Source organism: Bartonella sp. CL435QHHD (assembly GCF_042195095.1).
In the GTDB taxonomy this organism is placed as follows: domain Bacteria; phylum Pseudomonadota; class Alphaproteobacteria; order Rhizobiales; family Rhizobiaceae; genus Bartonella.
In genome coordinates, this window is the sequence record NZ_JBHINS010000076.1 from 109,016 (window position 1) to 128,736 (window position 19,721).

Annotated in this window: 12 protein-coding genes; 2 read left to right on the top strand and 10 right to left on the bottom strand. The window is 37.0% G+C overall.

Going from position 1 to position 19,721, the window contains the following annotated elements; all coding sequences use genetic code 11:
* The first annotated feature begins 41 nt into the window (after nt 1–41).
* Nucleotides 42–365 carry a thioredoxin gene (gene trxA / locus ACFILH_RS06380; RefSeq protein WP_273790200.1) on the top strand — a complete coding sequence of 108 codons (324 nt, stop codon included), beginning with the start codon at nt 42–44 and terminating at the stop codon, nt 363–365.
* A gap of 691 nt (nt 366–1,056) precedes the next feature.
* Here the strand turns inward: trxA and tsaE are convergent.
* From tsaE to accD, 6 genes are all read right to left on the bottom strand, one after another.
* Nucleotides 1,057–1,527 (bottom strand): tRNA (adenosine(37)-N6)-threonylcarbamoyltransferase complex ATPase subunit type 1 TsaE, encoded by a 471-nt coding sequence (tsaE, locus tag ACFILH_RS06385; RefSeq protein ID WP_273790201.1) that lies wholly within the window; start codon nt 1,525–1,527, stop codon nt 1,057–1,059.
* Between the two features lie 51 nt (nt 1,528–1,578).
* A complete protein-coding gene (locus ACFILH_RS06390; RefSeq protein WP_375667542.1) occupies nt 1,579–4,044 on the bottom strand; it encodes a PAS-domain containing protein in 2,466 nt (821 codons plus the stop codon).
* A 34-nt stretch (nt 4,045–4,078) separates the two neighbouring features.
* Complete coding sequence (gene ahcY / locus ACFILH_RS06395) at nt 4,079–5,476, bottom strand: adenosylhomocysteinase (protein WP_273790203.1); 1,398 nt, start codon at nt 5,474–5,476, stop codon at nt 4,079–4,081.
* Nucleotides 5,477–6,189: 713 nt separating this feature from the next.
* Nucleotides 6,190–7,188 carry a complex I NDUFA9 subunit family protein gene (locus tag ACFILH_RS06400; protein WP_273790204.1) on the bottom strand — a complete coding sequence of 333 codons (999 nt, stop codon included), beginning with the start codon at nt 7,186–7,188 and terminating at the stop codon, nt 6,190–6,192.
* 43 nt (nt 7,189–7,231) lie between these two features.
* Nucleotides 7,232–8,551 (bottom strand): folylpolyglutamate synthase/dihydrofolate synthase family protein, encoded by a 1,320-nt coding sequence (locus tag ACFILH_RS06405; RefSeq protein ID WP_273790205.1) that lies wholly within the window; start codon nt 8,549–8,551, stop codon nt 7,232–7,234.
* Nucleotides 8,552–8,555: 4 nt separating this feature from the next.
* Entirely contained in the window at nt 8,556–9,476 is a 921-nt protein-coding gene (gene accD / locus ACFILH_RS06410; RefSeq protein WP_375630594.1) for an acetyl-CoA carboxylase, carboxyltransferase subunit beta, read from the bottom strand.
* A 974-nt stretch (nt 9,477–10,450) separates the two neighbouring features.
* On the opposite strand from accD, the gene ACFILH_RS06415 reads away from it, so the two are divergent.
* Nucleotides 10,451–11,170 (top strand): sulfate transporter family protein, encoded by a 720-nt coding sequence (locus tag ACFILH_RS06415; RefSeq protein WP_375630592.1) that lies wholly within the window; start codon nt 10,451–10,453, stop codon nt 11,168–11,170.
* A 1,854-nt stretch (nt 11,171–13,024) separates the two neighbouring features.
* Here ACFILH_RS06415 and coaBC read toward each other — a convergent pair.
* From coaBC to gyrB, 4 genes are all read right to left on the bottom strand, one after another.
* Entirely contained in the window at nt 13,025–14,446 is a 1,422-nt protein-coding gene (gene coaBC / locus ACFILH_RS06420) for a bifunctional phosphopantothenoylcysteine decarboxylase/phosphopantothenate--cysteine ligase CoaBC (RefSeq protein ID WP_375630590.1), read from the bottom strand.
* Between the two features lie 68 nt (nt 14,447–14,514).
* Nucleotides 14,515–16,101 (bottom strand): 2-polyprenylphenol 6-hydroxylase, encoded by a 1,587-nt coding sequence (ubiB, locus tag ACFILH_RS06425; RefSeq protein ID WP_273790209.1) that lies wholly within the window; start codon nt 16,099–16,101, stop codon nt 14,515–14,517.
* Between the two features lie 2 nt (nt 16,102–16,103).
* Complete coding sequence (gene ubiE / locus ACFILH_RS06430) at nt 16,104–16,886, bottom strand: bifunctional demethylmenaquinone methyltransferase/2-methoxy-6-polyprenyl-1,4-benzoquinol methylase UbiE (protein WP_273790210.1); 783 nt, start codon at nt 16,884–16,886, stop codon at nt 16,104–16,106.
* Between the two features lie 118 nt (nt 16,887–17,004).
* Nucleotides 17,005–19,437, bottom strand: a complete 2,433-nt coding sequence (gene gyrB / locus ACFILH_RS06435; protein WP_273790211.1) for a DNA topoisomerase (ATP-hydrolyzing) subunit B — start codon at nt 19,435–19,437, stop codon at nt 17,005–17,007.
* Nucleotides 19,438–19,721: the final 284 nt, after the last annotated feature.

Sequence of the window (19,721 nt, forward strand, 5' to 3'; positions counted from 1 at the left end):
ATTATACCAATCTATAAAAAGTGAATATAAAGGATAAATCAATGACGTGTATAAAAGTTGATAAGGACAATTTCGAAAGTGAAGTTCTAACCTCTTCCACCCCTGTTGTGGTTGATTTTTGGGCAGAATGGTGTGGCCCTTGCAAAGTGATTGCTCCAATGTTGGATGAGATTTCAATAGAAATGCAAAATCAAGTTAAAATTGCTAAGGTAAATATTGATGAAAATCCGGAACTGGCTACCCAATACGGAGTACGTTCTATCCCTACATTATTAATGTTTAAAAATGGAAATATTTCATCGAATATGGTTGGCGCTACCTCTAAAGGACGTCTTTCTGAATGGATAAAAGATGGGCTTAGTTAATTCCACATATAATCACTATAAAGGAGAGAAGTTTTGTCTCTCCTTTTGACTTTTTTAAAATATTCTTTTTTGCATTATATTATAATGAAAAGACAATAAAAATCAAAATTTTAAATGAATTTAAGAATTCGTGCTTTTATGCATGATTCAATTGACCATTTTTATAAAAAATTGCTTTGTATGAAGAATATAGGCAATTCTTTCCTTATATGCGTGTTAAAAAATATTGGGTGAATGATAATTTCATAAAGGTATTTTTTCTTAGATAAGACTATTGAGATAGATAGTGCTTTCAACACATAAAAGGAGATTTTAAGCAAAAACTTTGCAAATTACTTTTCTGAAGCTCACAATTTTTAAGCAGAAAGAAACAAGCAATTCACTACAGGTTATAGAATGCTCTTCTAAAGGGTTACCACTTCAATTTAAAATTCTCTTATACTATTCTCTAGAATCAAAATTGTAGGTATCAGATTCTCTAAAATAAATTGATGAATTCCTATAAATTAACGGCTGTCCTTTGCAATTTATATCATTGTTATATGAAAGAGTCAGCACTTCGTTTCATCTTCCATGGTCGGTGCCTCCATGAAGCCTTATTTATGTTGTTCATCATCTCAAATTTCATAGGTATATCCTGAGATATTACCAACTAAAAAAATGATGATGCCCATGATTATATCTATGTTTTTTAAAATGTACGAATTGTAAAAGACTGTTGCAAACATTCAATGGAATGTTGTGCTGATTTAACTGTTACATGACGCCCATGTTCTTTATAGTGTAAGGTGAGTGCAAAAGTGGCAAGCTCTAAAAGAGCTGTATTTCTTTCTGGCCATTCAACAAGTAAAATATTTTTCTCACGAGCTTCATGAAGCCCTAATTCATCAATTTCTTCTGCCATAGAAAGGCGATAAAGATCAGCATGAATAATTTCAAACTTTGGAAGTTGATAGCTTTGCACAAGAGTAAAAGTAGGGCTTGGAACATCCATAGTGTTATCGTTTGCAAGTGTTTGGATGATTGTACGTGCAATGGTTGACTTTCCAGTTCCAAGATCCCCTTGCAGTGTTACAAGATCTCCTGGCTTTAAAGAAAGAGCTAAATTTTGTGCAAAAAGCTTTGTTGCCTCTTCATTTTCAAGAAAAAAACTAAAATTCATTAAAAGTTCCATGAAATGGATGAAAATTTTTTGTTATCATAAAAGTTAAAATTAAAAAATCTTATCTCCTTTGGAGAGTGGGAAAAAACATTTAACTGTTGTTCCTTTTCCAGAACCGGTAAGAATTTCAACATGTCCACCGTGTAGTTCAACGAAACTTTTCACAAGGGAAAGGCCAAGACCCGCTCCCGCACGCCCACCATGGTGTGAATGGGAAGAAAAACGTTTAAAAATACGATCAAGGACGTCTTCTGGGATGTCAGAGCCCTGATTGTGAACGCTAAAGACAATGTTATCATCTTGTTCATCGACGCAAAATTCAATAGTACTCGCCTCCGTTGCAAAATTAATAGCATTGCTCAGTACATTCACAAAAATTTGATGCAAGCGTTTTTCATCAGCAGAAATAGAATTTAAGGAAGGGGAAATTTGTTGTAAAAGCGTAATATGACGTCCATTAAGGCGATCTTCTACGCGTGCTACTGCTTGTATCATAGCATCGGCAATGTTAACCGATTTTATGTCCAACTCCATAATGCCTGCATCAAGGGTAGCAAGATCAAGAATATCGTTAACAATATTTAAAAGAGTTCCTGATTCTGAATGAATGTGTTCAAGATATTCTTGTTGACGTTCATTGATAGAGCCGAAAATTTGATCACGTAAAATATCGGAAAATCCAATAATATTTGTGAGAGGTGTGCGCAATTCATAAGAAACATGTTGGACAAATTCATTACGCAAACGATCAGCACTTTCTAATGCTTCATTTTTTTCTTGAAGAGCACGAGCAACATGGACAGTATCCGTAACATTCACAAAAGTAAGCATCGTTTGTCCATTAGGAAGAGGGACCAGAGTATAGTCAATAATCATATCATTTTTAAGATCTATACGACCTGAAAATGTTTCACGTTTTTCAGCAAAACCGGTAATGAACTTGGTAAACTGATCCCATTCTGTCCCCAAGGTTAAGGCTGAACAATGGCTTTGTAACTGTGTAATATGGGTTCCTTCTACCAGTAAATTATAAGGAAGAGACCACAATTTCGACAAGGCAGGATTCGATAAGCGAAGGCGTCCATCAGTACCAAAAACGACCACGCCTTCAGAAAGTTTATCAAGTGTTTCACCTTGTATTTTAATAAGTGTATTATAACGGCGCTCAAGATCAATTTTTTCTGTAAGGTTTTCGTAAAGCCAAGTGACACCTCCTTGTGGATGAGGGTTCGAGACAACACGCACCGTACGCCCATCTGGAAGATTCCAAATTTGTTGGTTTGATTCTGTTTGCCAATAGGCTTTTAAAAGTTCTTCTTTCCATGCGCGCCAATCAGGGTGTTCAGCAATGAGCCCCTTTTCACGTAAACGTTCAAGAAACAATGTATGGCTTGGTTCACTTTCTAAAAAAGAACTCTCCAACGGCCATAAAATTTTGAAAGCATGATTACAGAATTTTAATTTTTGGTTTGTATCAAAAATGGCTACAGCTGTTGAAATTTGGTCAAGTGTTTCACAATGGCTTTGAAGAACATATCTTAATTCATGAGCAAGATTTTCATATGCGCTGTCATCACGTGCAAAAGCTGCCATTCCTTCAGCTGTTGTAATACGTGTGAGATGAAAACGGTGCCGTTCTCCACCAATAACCGTATGAACATGTTCTTGAAAAATTGTTTCTGTTTCATCTGTTTTGCGTTGTGTATTTTCATTGAAAAGATCCCCCACGTCATCACTGTCTTCAGGAAAGTCTGTCATTTCTCTAAAGGCGCGATTGATAAAACAAACTTTTCCTTCACAATCTTTTATCCATACGGGCTCTTGAATAAGATCAAGAAGATTACGCTGCATTCTCAGTTCAGTAAGAAGGCGGGCTATATCTTTCTCTAAACGAGCATTTTCACTCTGTTGTTTTGAGATATCTTGAAAACGAGCAATAGCGACTGTTCCTGCGATGACTCCTGTAACTTGTAGCAGTACATTGTTTGTGGTGGTGATAGAAAGATCAAAAGGGTGACATTTACAACGTAGTTGAGTCAATGCATAATCAAGTTCTCGCAGAGAATTTTCTTCAACCCAGAGCTCAAAACGCTGAAAATCTTTCTGATCGATTCCTATTTTTTGCAATGCAGAAAGAGCACCAACAACACGGGGTAAGGTTGTTGGATTTTCCCAAATAAGAAGGAATTGCTCGGTTTCTTTCAGAAGCCATTCATAATATTTAAGTTTTTCAGAAAAATTTGCCTGAAGTATCTTCAAAGGCTTCTGTGCAGTTTTTTTTGCACGCACGGTAACAGCTATGCACGAGAGAAGTGAAGCACAAGAAATTCCTCCACACAGCGCTAAAAGCAGCCATGGACTATTTGGAAAAGTGAAGAAAAATGGTAAATAACCTTCCAATGACTGAGCAACAGCGCATGTTGGAGAAAAAAAGAAAAAAAGGCAAAATATATACGTATAGATTCGGATCTCTTTTTGAGCTTTTTCTTTGGGGTTATAGTCACCAAAGCTAGGCACGGCATCTTTCCCTTTTTTAACCCAAGGAAACGTATTAGTAACGGTAATGGTTTGGTTTATAAGGTCCTTGTGGTGAGACTCCAATATAGGCGGCTTGTTCTTCTGATAAAACACTTAATTTTATTCCTAACCGATCAAGATGTAGACGTGCAACTTTTTCATCAAGATGTTTAGGCAAAACAGTGACTTCATTTGTATAGTGTTCTGCACGGGTAAAAAGTTCAATTTGCGCTAAAACTTGATTAGTAAACGAGGCTGACATGACAAAAGAAGGATGCCCAGTCGCATTCCCGAGGTTTAACAAACGCCCTTCAGAGAGCAAAATGATGCGTTTTCCATCGGGAAAGGTGATCATATCAACTTGTGGTTTTATATTTGTCCATGGCAAATTTCTAAGGGCAGCGACTTGGATTTCGTTATCAAAATGACCAATATTTCCAAGAATACACATATCCTTTACTTGTCGCATATGGTCTAAACGAACAACATCTTTATTGCCTGTTGTCGTGATGATAATATCAGCACTGGAAGCAGCATCATCCAAATTAACAACTTCATAGCCATCCATAGCGGCTTGAAGAGCGCAAATGGGATCAATTTCTGTTACTTTAACACGAGCCCCAGCACCAGAAAGAGATGCTGCTGAACCTTTACCTACATCACCATAACCACAGACAATGGCAGTTTTACCGGCGATCATCACGTCTGTTCCACGTCGAATACCATCGACCAATGATTCTTTACATCCATATTTATTATCAAACTTTGATTTAGTGACGCTATCATTAACATTAATAGCAGGAAAAGGTAGAAGTCCTTCTTTTTGTAACTGATAAAGACGGTTTACACCTGTTGTGGTTTCTTCGCTTACACCTTTAATTGCTGCACGCTGTCGTGTAAAAAAACCTGGCGTTGCATCCATACGCTTTTGTATTTGTTTGAAAAAAATTTCTTCTTCTTCTGTTTTGGGATGCGATAAAATATCTTTATTTTGTTCTGCACGACTTCCCATTAAAATATAGTTTGTGGCGTCAGCTCCATCATCTAAAATAAGATTGGAAGGATTACCATCTGGCCATTGGAAGATTGCATCTATATAAGTCCAATATTCTTCCAATGTTTCACCCTTAACGGCAAATACAGGAATGCCAGTTGCGGCGATAGCTGCTGCTGCATGGTCTTGCGTAGAAAAAATATTGCTAGAGCTCCACCGTATATCGGCGCCAATGGCTTTTAATGTTTCAATTAAAACAGCTGTTTGAATTGTCATGTGCAATGAGCCAGAAATACGCGCTCCGCGCAAAGGTTGGCTGGAAGAAAACTCCTTACGACAAGCCATCAAACCAGGCATTTCAGTTTCAGCAATATTAAGTTCTTTACGACCATAAGCGGCAAGTGCAATATCTTTGACAACAAAATCTTGAGCTGCCATTCTTCATTCCTTTAAAATAAGTTTTTCCAAGACGGTAGGAGAAATTAAAAAAAAATGCAAGACAAGAAGAGGACTTCTCTATGTGAAAAAGCTCTTTTAAAATCTCCATAAATTTGTGCAACAAATATGCATTTACGGATCTGAGTAGTGATGTTACTAACAGAATAAGAGATCTTCATGATAAGTCTTATTATATAAATAAAACTCTATCCTTTTCACGTAACTTTAAAGCTTTTAAAAATCTCTAGAGGGAATACCTTTTAAATAATAAAAATGGTGCATTGCTTCACAGTTTTTATATCGATTTTTTATGGGATAATATCGAAAGTAGTATACCCATATTCTACTCACTTATGCGGTTGTTGAAAAAGGAAGTATTACTTTAATCTCATTATTAAGCTTTTTAGCAAAATAATATAATGCAAAGCCATAGGCTATCATGTTTATGAATAGGCAATTCAGAATCGGTTCTTTAGGATTCCAATATTGCATCTGCTCTTGGATAAAGACAGTTTATAAGAAGTGCTTTTCTTCTGTTTTCAAAGATTTTTATCAAAAGACTATAGATATACGATTAAACATTTTTTGTGATACTGAATAGAGTATTTAAAATGTAAAAACATCACTCTATTGAACACTCTGATTTTAAAACTGCTAACAACGAGCGATGAATTATAAATCAAATAATTAACTCAGTTTTAGAAGAATTTATTCTAAACGAATAGGTTTTGGGAAAATTGACCATGTGGACGAAATCGCCAAAGATAACTTGGCAAGAATGCTGCCATTGCTCTGGGGGTAATTCCCACACCTTCTAGAGTATATCCATTCTCTATAGCTTCTTTAGAAACAATGTTATCCATTTGCAAAAAACGTATCTGATTGGCTGTTACGAGTGTTGGTACAAAAGGCAATTTACCGACTGTTCCCAAAATTCCTCCAATCAATAGACCAGCAGAAAGGGGCATGGATAGGATTGTTTTTTTACGGTGAATAATTTTGAGTATATTTTCAAGAGTATTTTGGAAGGTGATAATCTGGGGACCACCAAGATCATAATTTTTTCCCCAAGCAACTTGTCCATCTAAAGCGCGCGCGATAAACTCAGCAACATCACCAACATACACGGGTTGCAATTTGCTTTGCCCACCTCCAAAAAGAGGCATAATTGGTAAAAAACGTGACAAATCTGCCAAGGTGTTAAAGAAACAGTCCTCTGGTCCAAAGATAACGGATGGACGGATAATAATTGCTTGAGGATGCTTATTATGAATGATTTGTTCACCCATAAACTTAACACGTGCATAAAGACATGAAGCATTCTCGTTAGCCACAAGTGTTGACATATAGATTAGCGGAATACCAGTTTCTGCTGTTAATTCAGCAACATTGTAAACACCATCAATTTGTGTTTTTTTAAAATTCGATTGATTTGCTTGTTTTAAGCTACCAGGCAAAAACACTGCTGCATCAGCTCCAAGCAATGCGCGTGCAACAGAAGCACGATGCTTGATATCTGTTTTAAGCATTTGGGTTTGTCCTACTTCTCCTATTTGAAGCATGTAATAAGCTTTTTGTGGACAACGAACAGCGATACGAACGCGATACCCCCGCTTAGTCAAAGTTTCAACGACATGTCGTCCTACAAAACCAGATCCGCCAAAAACAGTAATAAGTTTAGGATGTTGATAAAGTGCACAATCAAGTTGCATGATGAAAAAGTCTATCTTTCAAAGTTTTAAAAATGGCTAATTTTTAGCACGGAGGTGTTTTATTGTCACGCAAAATATCGCCCGCAAGATAAAGGGAACCACCAATAAGGACAATTGCCTCTTTATATTCCACCTTAATCTTATGCAAAGCATCTTGTAGATGAGCTTGTGGAGTAGCAAGGATTCCTGCTTTTTGCGCTGATTCAGCTAAGTTTATTGGAGAGATACTTGCATTATTGTTAATCAGCGGTATCGTATATACTTTATCGACAAGGTTTGCTAAGGAACGAAAATAACCGACAGCATCTTTGGTATTGAGCATGCCAGCAATCATAATAATAGGACGATCTGTTTTTTTTCTCCATTGTGCAAGTTCTGCTCCAATAACTTTTCCAGCAGCAGGATTATGACCACCATCTAACCATAAATCGATATTAGGAGACAGTTGATCAACCAAATGTCCCTGGGTAAGATGTTGCATTCGTGCGGGCCAATAAATATTTTTCAAAGCATCATTTATGGCTTGTTCTGAAAGTTGAAAACCTGCTTGAAAGACTGCTTCAAGAGACGCGCCAGCATTAGCAACTTGGTGGTCTCCAATAAGGTTAGGAAGGGGAAGATCCATGAGACCTTGATTGTTTTGAAAAACCATACGTCCATGTTCTTTATAACTTTGATAATCTTGATCAAATAGAGAATAAGATGCTTTATTTTTATTAGCAAGGGGTATTAGAGTAGCAAGAGTTTCTTCATAATTTTGCTTTCCAATGACTACAGGAACGTTTGGTTTGATAATCCCTCCTTTTTGAAAAGCGATTTGAGCAATTGTCTTTCCAAGAAAGATCTCATGATCATAATCAATGGGCATAATAAGTGATACAGCTGGTTTGTTAACGACATTGGTAGCATCAAAATGTCCTCCCAATCCAACTTCTAAAATGACAACATCAGCTGGATGTATACTAAACAGCATAAAGGCAGCGGCTGTAAAAATTTCAAAAATAGTAATCGGCTCTTGACGATTGACTTTTATAATTTCATGGATTGTCTCAGCTAATTGGTTTTCTGTAACAAGTTGACCACCTCCTTTTTGACCTAACCGGCAGCGTTCATTCCAGTTGACGAGATGAGGTGAGCTATAGACATGAACGCGGTAGCCTGCACTTTCCAAAAGAGCACGGCAAATTGCTGAGGCAGATCCTTTGCCATTTGTTCCAGCGATGTGAATAACAGGTGCAAGTTTTAAATGTGGATTACCAAGACGCTCTAAAAGGTGAACAATACGCTCTAAAGAAAGATCAAATTTTTTCGGATAATTTTTTAGTAAATCATCCACCACCCTTTGTATTTGGCTTTGTTGCATAAATTTAAGCTGCTTTTGTTGTAGAAAGCGATGTTTGAGAGTCTGTTGGGGATGGATCGGAAGGGTTAAAAACAGCAGGGCGTTTCATCATCAAGCGTAAAAGACGTGCAATGGTTGTTTTCATGTCTAAACGCGATACAACCATATCAATCATACCATGTTCAAGCAGATACTCACTACTTTGAAAACCTTCTGGTAGGGTTTCGCGTATAGTTTGTTGAATTACACGTGGACCAGCAAAACCAATCATAGCGCCAGGTTCGGCAATGTGAATATCACCAAGCATGGCGTAAGAAGCAGTAACACCACCGGTGGTTGGATTGGTCAGCACAACAATATAGGGAAGTTTTTCTTCTTTCAACATTTCAATCGCTACTGTTGTACGAGGCATTTGCATCAACGAGAGTGTTCCTTCTTGCATGCGTGCACCACCAGAAGCAGCAAAAAGAACCAGCGGGCGCCTTTCAGCAATAGCAGTATCAAAAGCTTTGATAATAGCTTCTCCTGAAGCCATACCGAGTGATCCACCCATAAAGGCAAAATCTTGAACGATTGCAATAATTGGTAAGCCTTCAATCGTACCACGTGCACTTAAAATATTGTCATCAACACCAAGTTTAGAACGATAATCTTTTAACCGGTCAATATAGCGTTTTTCGTCACGAAATTTTAAAGGATCTGTTACAACTTTTGGATTTTCAAGAGTTGTATAAACACCATCATCAAAAAAATGCATGAGACGATTTTTAGCACTGATACGCATATGATGGCCAGAATTGGGAGCTACAAATTGATTAGCTTCCAGATCTTTATGGAAGATCATTTCACCACTGGTAGGATCTTTAATCCATAGATTTTCTGGAATTTCACGGCGCCCCAATATAGAGTTAATTTTAGGACGAACATAATTTGTAATCCAGTTCATCTTTATAACCTTCCTTTAAATATTGTGCATCTTTTGCATGATTTGAAAGAATATAGAACTTAAGCAGTCACATTTGCTTTACCGGTTGAACAAAGGAGTCTATTTAATACTTTTATCAGTGTACGTATAGCTTGTTTTTTAATTTTTAATTTTTCCCATATCATAACAATCATATGCATCATGAAGAGTATTTCCTATAATAAATTTCTCATAAGTTTTAAGAACTTACATTTTTTTATTTTTTACTTTGGTATTAAAATTCACTCCTTGTGTGGTTAACAAACGCCTTATTTTTTAATAAAAATGAATATCCAATTAATCATTCGTATCAACAGTTTTGAAGAAAAGAAACCTTATAGTATAAGGCGCTAACAAGGCTAAAATAATCCATTAAAGATAATGAATACGACAACGCTATATTAGCGAAACGCTAACATCAGAGCAAGGTTTTTTTCAAAAGGTTTCTTTAAAGCGTATGCTTTTTACAATTAAAATTGAATACGCTCAAAATACTCCTATTCCATTGAACTCAATATTGTTTTGAATAAAAACAAGAGGAAAAAGCATGCCGCCAAATAGTAGAAAAGTACAGAGTATTAGGAATTGTGCAAAAAAATTAAGCACGTAGCTAAACGAAGTTAAACAACTCTACTGAATAAATAAAAGTAAACAACTTTCCTCCCAAATAGTTATTATTCCTTAATTTTTTACATATATCATACAAATGCAATAATCTACACTCTGTACAAAAATATTAAAAATTTCTTCTACAACAGCTGCTTTTTAAATTCTTCTTGGTTTTTAAAATTCAAAATTTCTATTCATTAAAACTTTATTTTAAACAAAGAAGCCCTAGCCGTTTTTTATAATGCTCTTGAAAAAAATCTTGTAGTTCAAAGAAAGAAAAAATTATACAGTACATTCTTTAAATATATTTCTTGTTTTTTTTGCGTCTTTCCTTAGTTTATTAATCTATGATTTTTACTGCTGCTTATCGTGCTTTACAACGTCTTTTGACCTCGCAATATCGTATTATGATACTGAAAGCATTGGGGGTTACTTTTTTCACTCTCACCATTTTATGGTTATGTGTGCACCAACTTTTTGTGTCTTACTTTTGGCCCTGGATTGCACAATTTCTTCCTGGACTCCCTAGTTGGGCAGGATGGATTGGTTTTAGCATGCTTATCATTTTTAATCTTGGTTTGGCTCTTTTGTTGGCTTTTTTGATTGCACCAATCGCAGCTATGATTGGTGGTTTTTTCATTGACTCTGCTGCTGAAATTATTGAAAAAGAGGATTACCCAAACGAGCCTATTGGACAAGCTTTGCCGTTTCGGCGTTCTCTTATCATTTCCTTTAAATTTGTTATTTTAAGCCTTCTTGGTAATGGAATTGCTTTTATTTTATTCTTCATACCAGGTATTAATTTAATTGCTTTTTATCTTATTAATGGTTATTTGCTCGGTCATGAATATTTCTTGTTTGCTGCTTATCGTTTTCGAACAGAGCAAGATGCACGTGCTTTTTTACATACTCATTACACAACGGTTTTTGGTGCAGGATTATTGATAGCGCTTTTTGTTTCAATTCCAATTCTTAATTTAGCAACACCGCTTTTTGCAGCCGCCTTTATGACATATTTACACAAAATGCTTTCCCAAAAGACCATGGCACGCATTACACAAAAATAGTGTTCCTTGGCTTTAAGGTTAATAAAAATTGCTAGCCAAAGAAAGCATAATATAAAATTTTATACTTTATCTTTTATTAAAGCAATATATTGATTTATAATGATAATTTATTGTTTCACAACATGAGTGAAAAACCTAAATATCATGAGGATTTCTCATTTTAGTCCTATTCATATTAGATCAATTGAAATCGTTTGTTAATATGTCATAAACGGAGGTGGTGTGCAGATAAGAGTACTTTCAAAAAGGCGTGAAATATCTTTTATGAATCCTCTTAATGCAAACATTATCGTCGCATTGAAAACTGAAAAAGAGTATGATGGTGCCGCTTTGTACCTTCTATTTCAGTAAAAATGGATAGCATAATGTATTTTATACCATTCATGGAGAGTGTATACTCTTCATAAGAGTGTTTTGGCAATTATTGAAAGATATCTGTGTAAAACAAGCACGTAGTTATATAGGAGTAACGTAGTAGCGCCGTAGATATTCTGATTTTGGACAACAGAATGATTAATATGATAAAAGTGGAAAAAATAAGCTTAGGCGATTGACCGTCCGATCCCATGGAAGAGCTCTTTCTTAAGAAGAAGCCAAGAATGAGAGACACCACTGATGATTAAAAATGATGAGATTTTAAAAGCTATAAGTGCAATGAAATAAGAATTCATTGAAGCACTTTTCGTACAAGTGGTGCACTGTATCAAATAATTTTTAGATAATAACACCATTAATTTATGAAGAGAATTGATCATTTTCAACTTGAATAAGAATCCAAAATATAGAAATATTCTTTAATTTCAAAGTCTCTATTCAACATCAAAAAATTATTTACTTGCACATTATAGACGAGACCAATGTATGGATACAAGGCTTTCGATAGAGGAATAAAAATGCTTTTCATGAATCATTACAATGTGAGGATATCATGGATAAAATTCTAATCTTTGTGGTCTTGGTGTGCTGGAGAGAGGACACACACATTTAATCTTAAAGACCGATCACTGAGGAAAATAATAAAGGCGTCAGTTTAGACAGTGGTGCAATGAATTTTGTCTATACTCTTTATAAGCGTTAATGTGAGATATGCTTTAAATTGCATTGAGATATTATAATATATTGATTTATATATTATTTTTCATAGTGAATAAGAGCTCCAAATAAAGTTGTCATATTTTCTCATTAACTGCTCTCATCATGAAACAATCAAAATCATTTATTTGCATATCATAAATATGACCAATATGGGGATAAAAACATTGAAGAAAGAAAATGCTTTTTATAAATTTTATCCAGTGCAAGAGCTTTGTCAAAATTGATGGTAGCCAAAGTAAATGATAGCTTGTTTTTTATAAGCTGGGGAGACAGTGGTGCAAGAGATCCTACTTTTATGAAGGCTAAGGTGATACGGGATTTTAAAAAAAATATTTCCCAACGCTCGTCACACCCATTTCGCGACAGCGCTTGTGAATGGTATAAGGGCAAAGTTCTCGTGAATAATATAAAACTTATAGGGCATCACTATCTTTACGCTTAATAAAAAGAGCACGCTGGCGCCATCATCCTCAGTGTTGCCCGAGACGGCCCATTATAAGCGTTTTTAGTTCTTTCTTAAACGTTTTGTATTCATACAGCTATCCTTGTTTGCAATGTACAAGAAAATGATTTTTATTGCTTTAACATGAGAGAGATTGGAAATGAGAGAATCTTACGATATTTGGGTTCTAATTTAATATGAACAATGCGAGATTATCATTATAAATCAAAAATATTGTATAACAATCGAGATGGATAGACACCTATTGTCAGTTCTATTTTATAGGTTTTTTTAATATCAACGCGTTTGAAGAGTTATTATTTGCAAAGGGGTATATTTTCCTCATGAGGAGTAGGTGTTTTGGGGGCAAAAAATGATACAATCACGTTTGCTAATTTTTGCGCTACGTGTTGTTTACTCATATGGGGCCATTGTTCAACTTTTTTTCTACTTACGAGATAAACTTGATTTGTATCAGCACCCATGACACCTGTACCATCTAGTTGAAGAGAAATATCATTAGCAAGAATGAAATCAGCTCCTTTTTCAACACATTTTTTTTGCGCATTGGCAATGATATCACATGTTTCTGCAGCAAAACCAATGACCAGTGAGGGGCGGTTTGGAGCGTGTCCAATCGTTGCTAAAATGTCAGGATTTTCGACCATATGAAGGGATGGTGGTATTTTATGAGCATTCTTTTTAATTTTGTGTAAAGACTGCGTTTGACTGCGCCAGTCACAAACAGCGGCAACAAAGATGGCGCCATCAGCAGGCAATGCGGTTTGAACGGCTTGTAACATCTGTTGTGCTGTTTCAACATGAATGGTTTTTACTTCTTGTGGGTCTGCAAGATTAACAGGTCCACAAATAAGTGTTACTTTTGCACCCAAATGCGCAAGAGCGGTTGCGATGGCATGACCTTGTTTACCTGAAGACCGATTAGCAAGATAACGTACTGGATCAATTGGTTCATGGGTAGGGCCAGAGGTAACGATGAAATGGCGGTCAGAGAGAGGTTTTTCATGCCCATTCAAAAGAGCCTCTATGGTAGCAACAATAGTTAAAGGTTCGCTCATGCGCCCATATCCTATCTCGTCACGTTCAGCCATATTTCCGATTTCTGGTCCGATGATATGAACGCCATCTGCGCGCAGTTGTGCAACATTGCGAATAGTGGCAGGATGCGCCCACATGGACGGATTCATGGCGGGTGCAATTAAGAGTGGACAGCGTGCCGCTAAAAGAATGCAATCAGTCAGATCATCTCCTATGCCATTGGCTATTTTTGCAATGCGATTGGCTGTAGCAGGGGCTAAAATAATAAGGTCAGCATTACGTGCTAATCGGATATGTCCAATATCATGTTCTTCTTCGCGTGAAAATAAATCAGTATATACAGTACCACCGCTTAAAGCTTCAGCGGCTAAAGGCGTAATAAATTTTTGCGCTGCTTTTGTCATTACAACTTTTAAGTGTGCTCCACGTTCTTGTAAACGGCGAATCAAATCAAGTGCTTTATAGGATGCAATACTTCCACCAATAATAAGAAGAAGAGATTTTGATTTCAATGATTTCACTTCAACAGCACTAGCATGAAGGGGTTGTGTGGTGAGAGGAGTGGGATTGCTTAAAAGGCGTCGGACTTCTTCTTCCATAGAAATACCATTTTGCGCGGCGCGTATGCGCAAAGCTTCTTTGGTTTCAGGAGACAGGTTACGAATGGTAATACTGGCCATAAAATACCTCCAAGAAATAAAATGATTGCAATGATTTCATTGTTGATATTTTTAGCATATTAAGGAGATTAGAAAAGATGAAAAAAGTAAAAAGTAAGAAAAGTGCAACAAAGTGCAATGATGAAAAGGCTATAACGACCATAACGGTTTCGATGACTTTGTTCCACAGCAAGTTGTTTGAGGGTAGTAGGAGAAAGATTAAAACCTGTTTTTCTCATTTGATTAAAATCTTCTTCTATCCGTTGGAAATTTTGAACCAATTGTGGTGTTTTGCGTGCCAGCGAAAGGAGAGCTTGTGCTCCTTCACTAAAGTCTTTTGCAACGCCTACGGGTCCTAAATTTTTACTAATCCATTCTTTGACAACGGGTTCAGAAGCTTTCCACATATTAAAAGTGGGGTCTAATGTGCGGGCAACGCCTTCCACAACAACCATCGTTTTTTGCAACAATAAAAGTTCAGGTCGCGTTTGCATGTCAAATAATTCAGTGACTTCAAACAATAAAGTGAGCAATTTAGCCATGGAAATGCTTTGTGCTGATTGTCCGTGAATTGGTTCGCCAATAGCGCGGTTGGCTTGCGCAAAGCTTTCAATATTATGGTGTGAAGGAACATAACCTGCCTCAAAATGGGCGCGTGCAACCCGATGGTAATCGCGGGTAATAAAGCCATAAAGGATTTCAGCAAGGAAATGCTTTTCTTTTTTACCAAGCCTTCCTGTAATGCCTAGGTCAACAGCAACAATACATCCTTTTTCATCTACAAATAAATTACCAGGATGCATATCGGCGTGAAAAAAACCATCACGCAATGTATGGCGAAGAAAAGATTGAATAAGCGTAATAGCGAGCGCCTTCAAATCAAAACCTGCTTCTTTAAGTTTGGAAGTTTCGGATATTCTTATACCATCAATCCATTCCATTGTAAGGACATTACGTCCTGTCCGTTCCCAGTCAATACGTGGAACCCGAAAGCCTGTATCATGTTGAATATTTTCAGCCATTTCAGATATAGCTGCTGCTTCTAGGCGTAAATCCATTTCAAGCCGTGTTGTTTGTGCTAAAGTATCCACTACACAAACAGGACGAAGCCTTCGAGAGGCAGGGATATAGCGCTCTTGTAAATGAGCAATGAGATAGAATCCTCTAAGATCTTTAGAAAAACGTGCTCTGATATTGGGACGAATAACTTTTACAGCACATTTTGTCGTATGGCCAGTTTCATCACTGTATTCAGCTGGATGAACTTGAGCAATAGAAGCGGCGGCAATGGGGGGATAAAAATTTACGAATAAATCATCAATAGAGCGACCAAGAGAACTTTCAATTTGAGCAATAGCGGCGGTACAAGAAAATGTTTGGACGCGATCTTGTAGTTGTGACAAATCTTTCGCAATATCATGGCCGACAATATCAGGCCTTGTTGCAAGAAATTGACCAAGTTTTATGTAAGAGGGTCCAAGCTTATTAATGGCATACGAAATATTTTCAGATCGCTGTTTCTTTTTTGTTTTGCGTCTTGCTAATGCGCCCGCTATACGATGACATAGCGCTGGAAATCCTTGAAGATCATCATGAGGAAGAGCACTTAAAACACCTTCACGTGTTAAAACCCATCCTGCACGCATCAATTGAAAGTAAGGGGAAATTTGCACCATTTTTAAATTTTCCAACCTGAATGCAGCGCTGCAATCGCACCGGTGAGATTGCGGTACGATACCCGCGAAAACCCCGCATGCTTGATCATATGGGCAAAATCATCTTGCTTAGGAAATTTGCGGATAGATTCAACCAAATAACGATAAGCATCGCCATCATTTGCGATAAATTGACCTAGCGTAGGGATAGCATGGAAAGACCAAAGATCATAAATTTTATCGAGCCAAGGCATCTCGACATTTGAAAATTCTAAACATAAGAAACGTCCACCGGGCTTTAAAACACGAAAAGCTTCTCTAAGAGCTTGATCAATATGAGGAACATTGCGAATTCCAAAAGCAATCGTGTAAGCGTCAAAGCTTTGATCTTCAAAAGGTAGATTTTCTGCATTGGCTTCAACAAAATCAATCAGAGGGGCAAGACCATTTTTTTGTGCGCGTTTTTTGCCAACGCTGAGCATTGAGCCATTAATATCAAGTACTGTAGCATGGGCTTTTTGGCGTGAAGCATTAAGAATACGAAAAGCAATATCACCTGTACCGCCAGCGACATCAAGAACTTTCCAATGAGAAAGTGCTGGTGGGGAAAGCCAAGCAACCATGGAATTTTTCCACACACGGTGTAGCCCTAAGGATAAGATATCATTCATCTTGTCATAATTTTCAGCGACAGAATGAAACACACCATCCACCATGGATTGTTTTTGCGTTTCATCTACTCTTGTAAAACCAAAAGAGTGCTCCATGCCACCCTTGGTTCCTACACGTTCTGTTTCAATTGCCATGTATATGATCTTCCTTATTTTTCTTTTATCGTAAATGAAATAGAGAGGGAATGTTCAACTACGAAAAAACAACGTATAAAACTACGACATTTACACAGCCAAAAACAGAAGAGTACCTTTAGATATCAAGATTGGCAACGTTTAAGGCATTGTCTTGAATAAAAATACGTCTAGGTTCAACTTCATCACCCATGAGACGAGAAAAAAGTGAATCTGCATCGGTTGCATCATTAATTTTTACTTGTAAAAGAGAACGTGCATTGGGATCAAGCGTTGTTTCCCAAAGTTGTTCAGCATTCATTTCCCCAAGACCTTTATAACGTTGAAGAGTAACACCTTTTTTACCGTTTGTAAAAATGCTTTCTAAGAGGCTCATAGGACCAAAAATACGCTCTGTTTTATCTTTGCGACGTAAAAGAACAGGAGGATGATATATGTCGATAAAATTTTGGGAAATGCGATCAATTTGACGTGCATCAGTTGAATTTATAAGTCCCACATCAAGCGTAACAACATCTTTAACACCACGCAAAATACGCTCAAAACATAAACTTCCATCTGCTGTATATTGTCCACTCCAACCTTGTTCCATATCATCAGCAATCAGATTAAGGCGGTGTGCTATAGTATCTGCTATTTTTTGCGCTTTTTCTTGTGATGCAAAGACTTCAAGATTAAAAGCGCCAACAATTGCTGCTTGTTCAACAATATTACGATCATAACGGGTATGAAGACCATTTAAAAGTTGACGTAATATACGAGCATCTTTAGCGAGTTGATACAAATCAGCCCCTGCACGAACTTCTCCCGTTGAAAGCTCAAGCGTTGTTTCTTCTAATCCAGTATCGATCAAGAATTCTTCAAACGCTGCTTCATTTTTAATATATTGGGAAGATTTTCCACGCGATACTTTATAAAGAGGAGGCTGAGCAATATAAAGATGACCACGTTCAATCAATTCAGGCATTTGTCTAAAAAAGAAAGTAAGCAGCAAAGTTCGAATATGGGCTCCATCAACGTCCGCATCCGTCATGATAATAATCTTATGATAACGTAATTTATCCGGTGAAAATTCATCTTTACCGATAGACGTTCCAAGAGCTGTAATAAGTGTTCCAATCATATCAGATGAGAGCATGCGGTCGAAACGTGCTCGTTCAACATTGAGGATTTTACCACGAAGGGGTAAAATTGCTTGATTTTGACGTGAGCGCCCACTTTTTGCTGAACCGCCAGCCGAATCCCCCTCGACAATAAAGATTTCTGATTTTGCAGGATCACGTTCTTGGCAATCGGCAAGCTTTCCTGGCAGAGAAGTGATATCAAGTGCCCCTTTTCGTCTTGTGAGTTCACGTGCTTTGCGCGCTGCTTCACGTGCTGTTGCAGCTTCTACCACTTTACTAATGAGAAGTTTTGCTTCATGAGGATGTTCTTCCAGCCATACTGAAAGACCTTCATTGACCAAATTTTCAACAATAGGGCGCACTTCAGAAGAGACTAACTTATCCTTTGTTTGTGAAGAAAACTTTGGATCAGGAACTTTGACAGAAAGAATAGCTGTTAATCCTTCACGGCAGTCATCACCGGTTAAGTTCACTTTTTCTTTTTTAGCAATACCTGAAGATTCAGCATAGCCATTAATTTGGCGCGTAAGGGCACTTCTAAAACCTATCAAATGAGTTCCACCGTCACGCTGAGGAATATTATTGGTAAAACACAAGACCTTCTCATGATAGGAATCATTCCACCATAGGGCAACATCAACGCTCATACCATCCTTTTCACTTGCAATATAAATAGGATTATCAAGCAGGGCTTTTTTTGATTGGTCAATATATTTGACAAACTCCGTTAATCCACCTTCATAATGCAATTCAACTGATTTAATATCAGCATGACGCTCGTCAACAAGAAGAATATAAACCCCAGAATTTAGAAAGGCTAATTCCCGTAAGCGGCGCTCCAAAGTTTCAAAATCAAACTCAACCATAGTAAAAGTTTCAGAACTTGGTAAAAATCTGATTTCTGTTCCACTTTCTCTATCGCAATCGCCAATAACTTTTAATGGAGCATCAGCTACCCCGTGGGTAAATGATATTTCATGAATTTTACCATTGCGTTTGATTTGCAATTTAAGCCAAACGGATAATGCATTCACAACAGAGACACCAACACCGTGTAATCCGCCTGAAACTTTATAAGAGTTTTGATCAAACTTTCCGCCGGCATGAAGCTGTGTCATAATAACTTCAGCTGCAGAAATACCTTCTGTTGGATGGATATCTGTCGGAATTCCACGTCCATTATCACGAACAGAACAAGAACCATCAGCATGGAGCGTGACGTTTACAAGAGTAGCATGACCGGCTAGAGTTTCATCAATAGCATTGTCTACAACTTCATAGACCATATGGTGTAAACCCGATCCATCATCAGTATCACCGATATACATACCAGGACGTTTGCGTACAGCATCAAGACCTTTGAGAACTTTGATAGAAGCGGCATCATAGTTATTGCTTTGTACTGGTGAGGTTATTTCATCACTCATAAGTTAGTCCATTCCTGTGTTCAATTTACAATATTTTATCCGCTTTTTTCAAAGCTCAATGTTCTGATCAGTTATTTATGGAATAACCACATTAAATATTTACCGTATATCAGATCTAGATTCAATATCTGTCGATATATAATGGAGAGAATGATGAAATGATAGTGTACTGTTATGCTGTAAAACACGAGGGCGGTGATATAAGGCGAATAAACACTTTTGACTTATACAAAAAGTTGTTTCATAAAACGATGCTATTTACTTTGTTTATTTTTGCATATGCG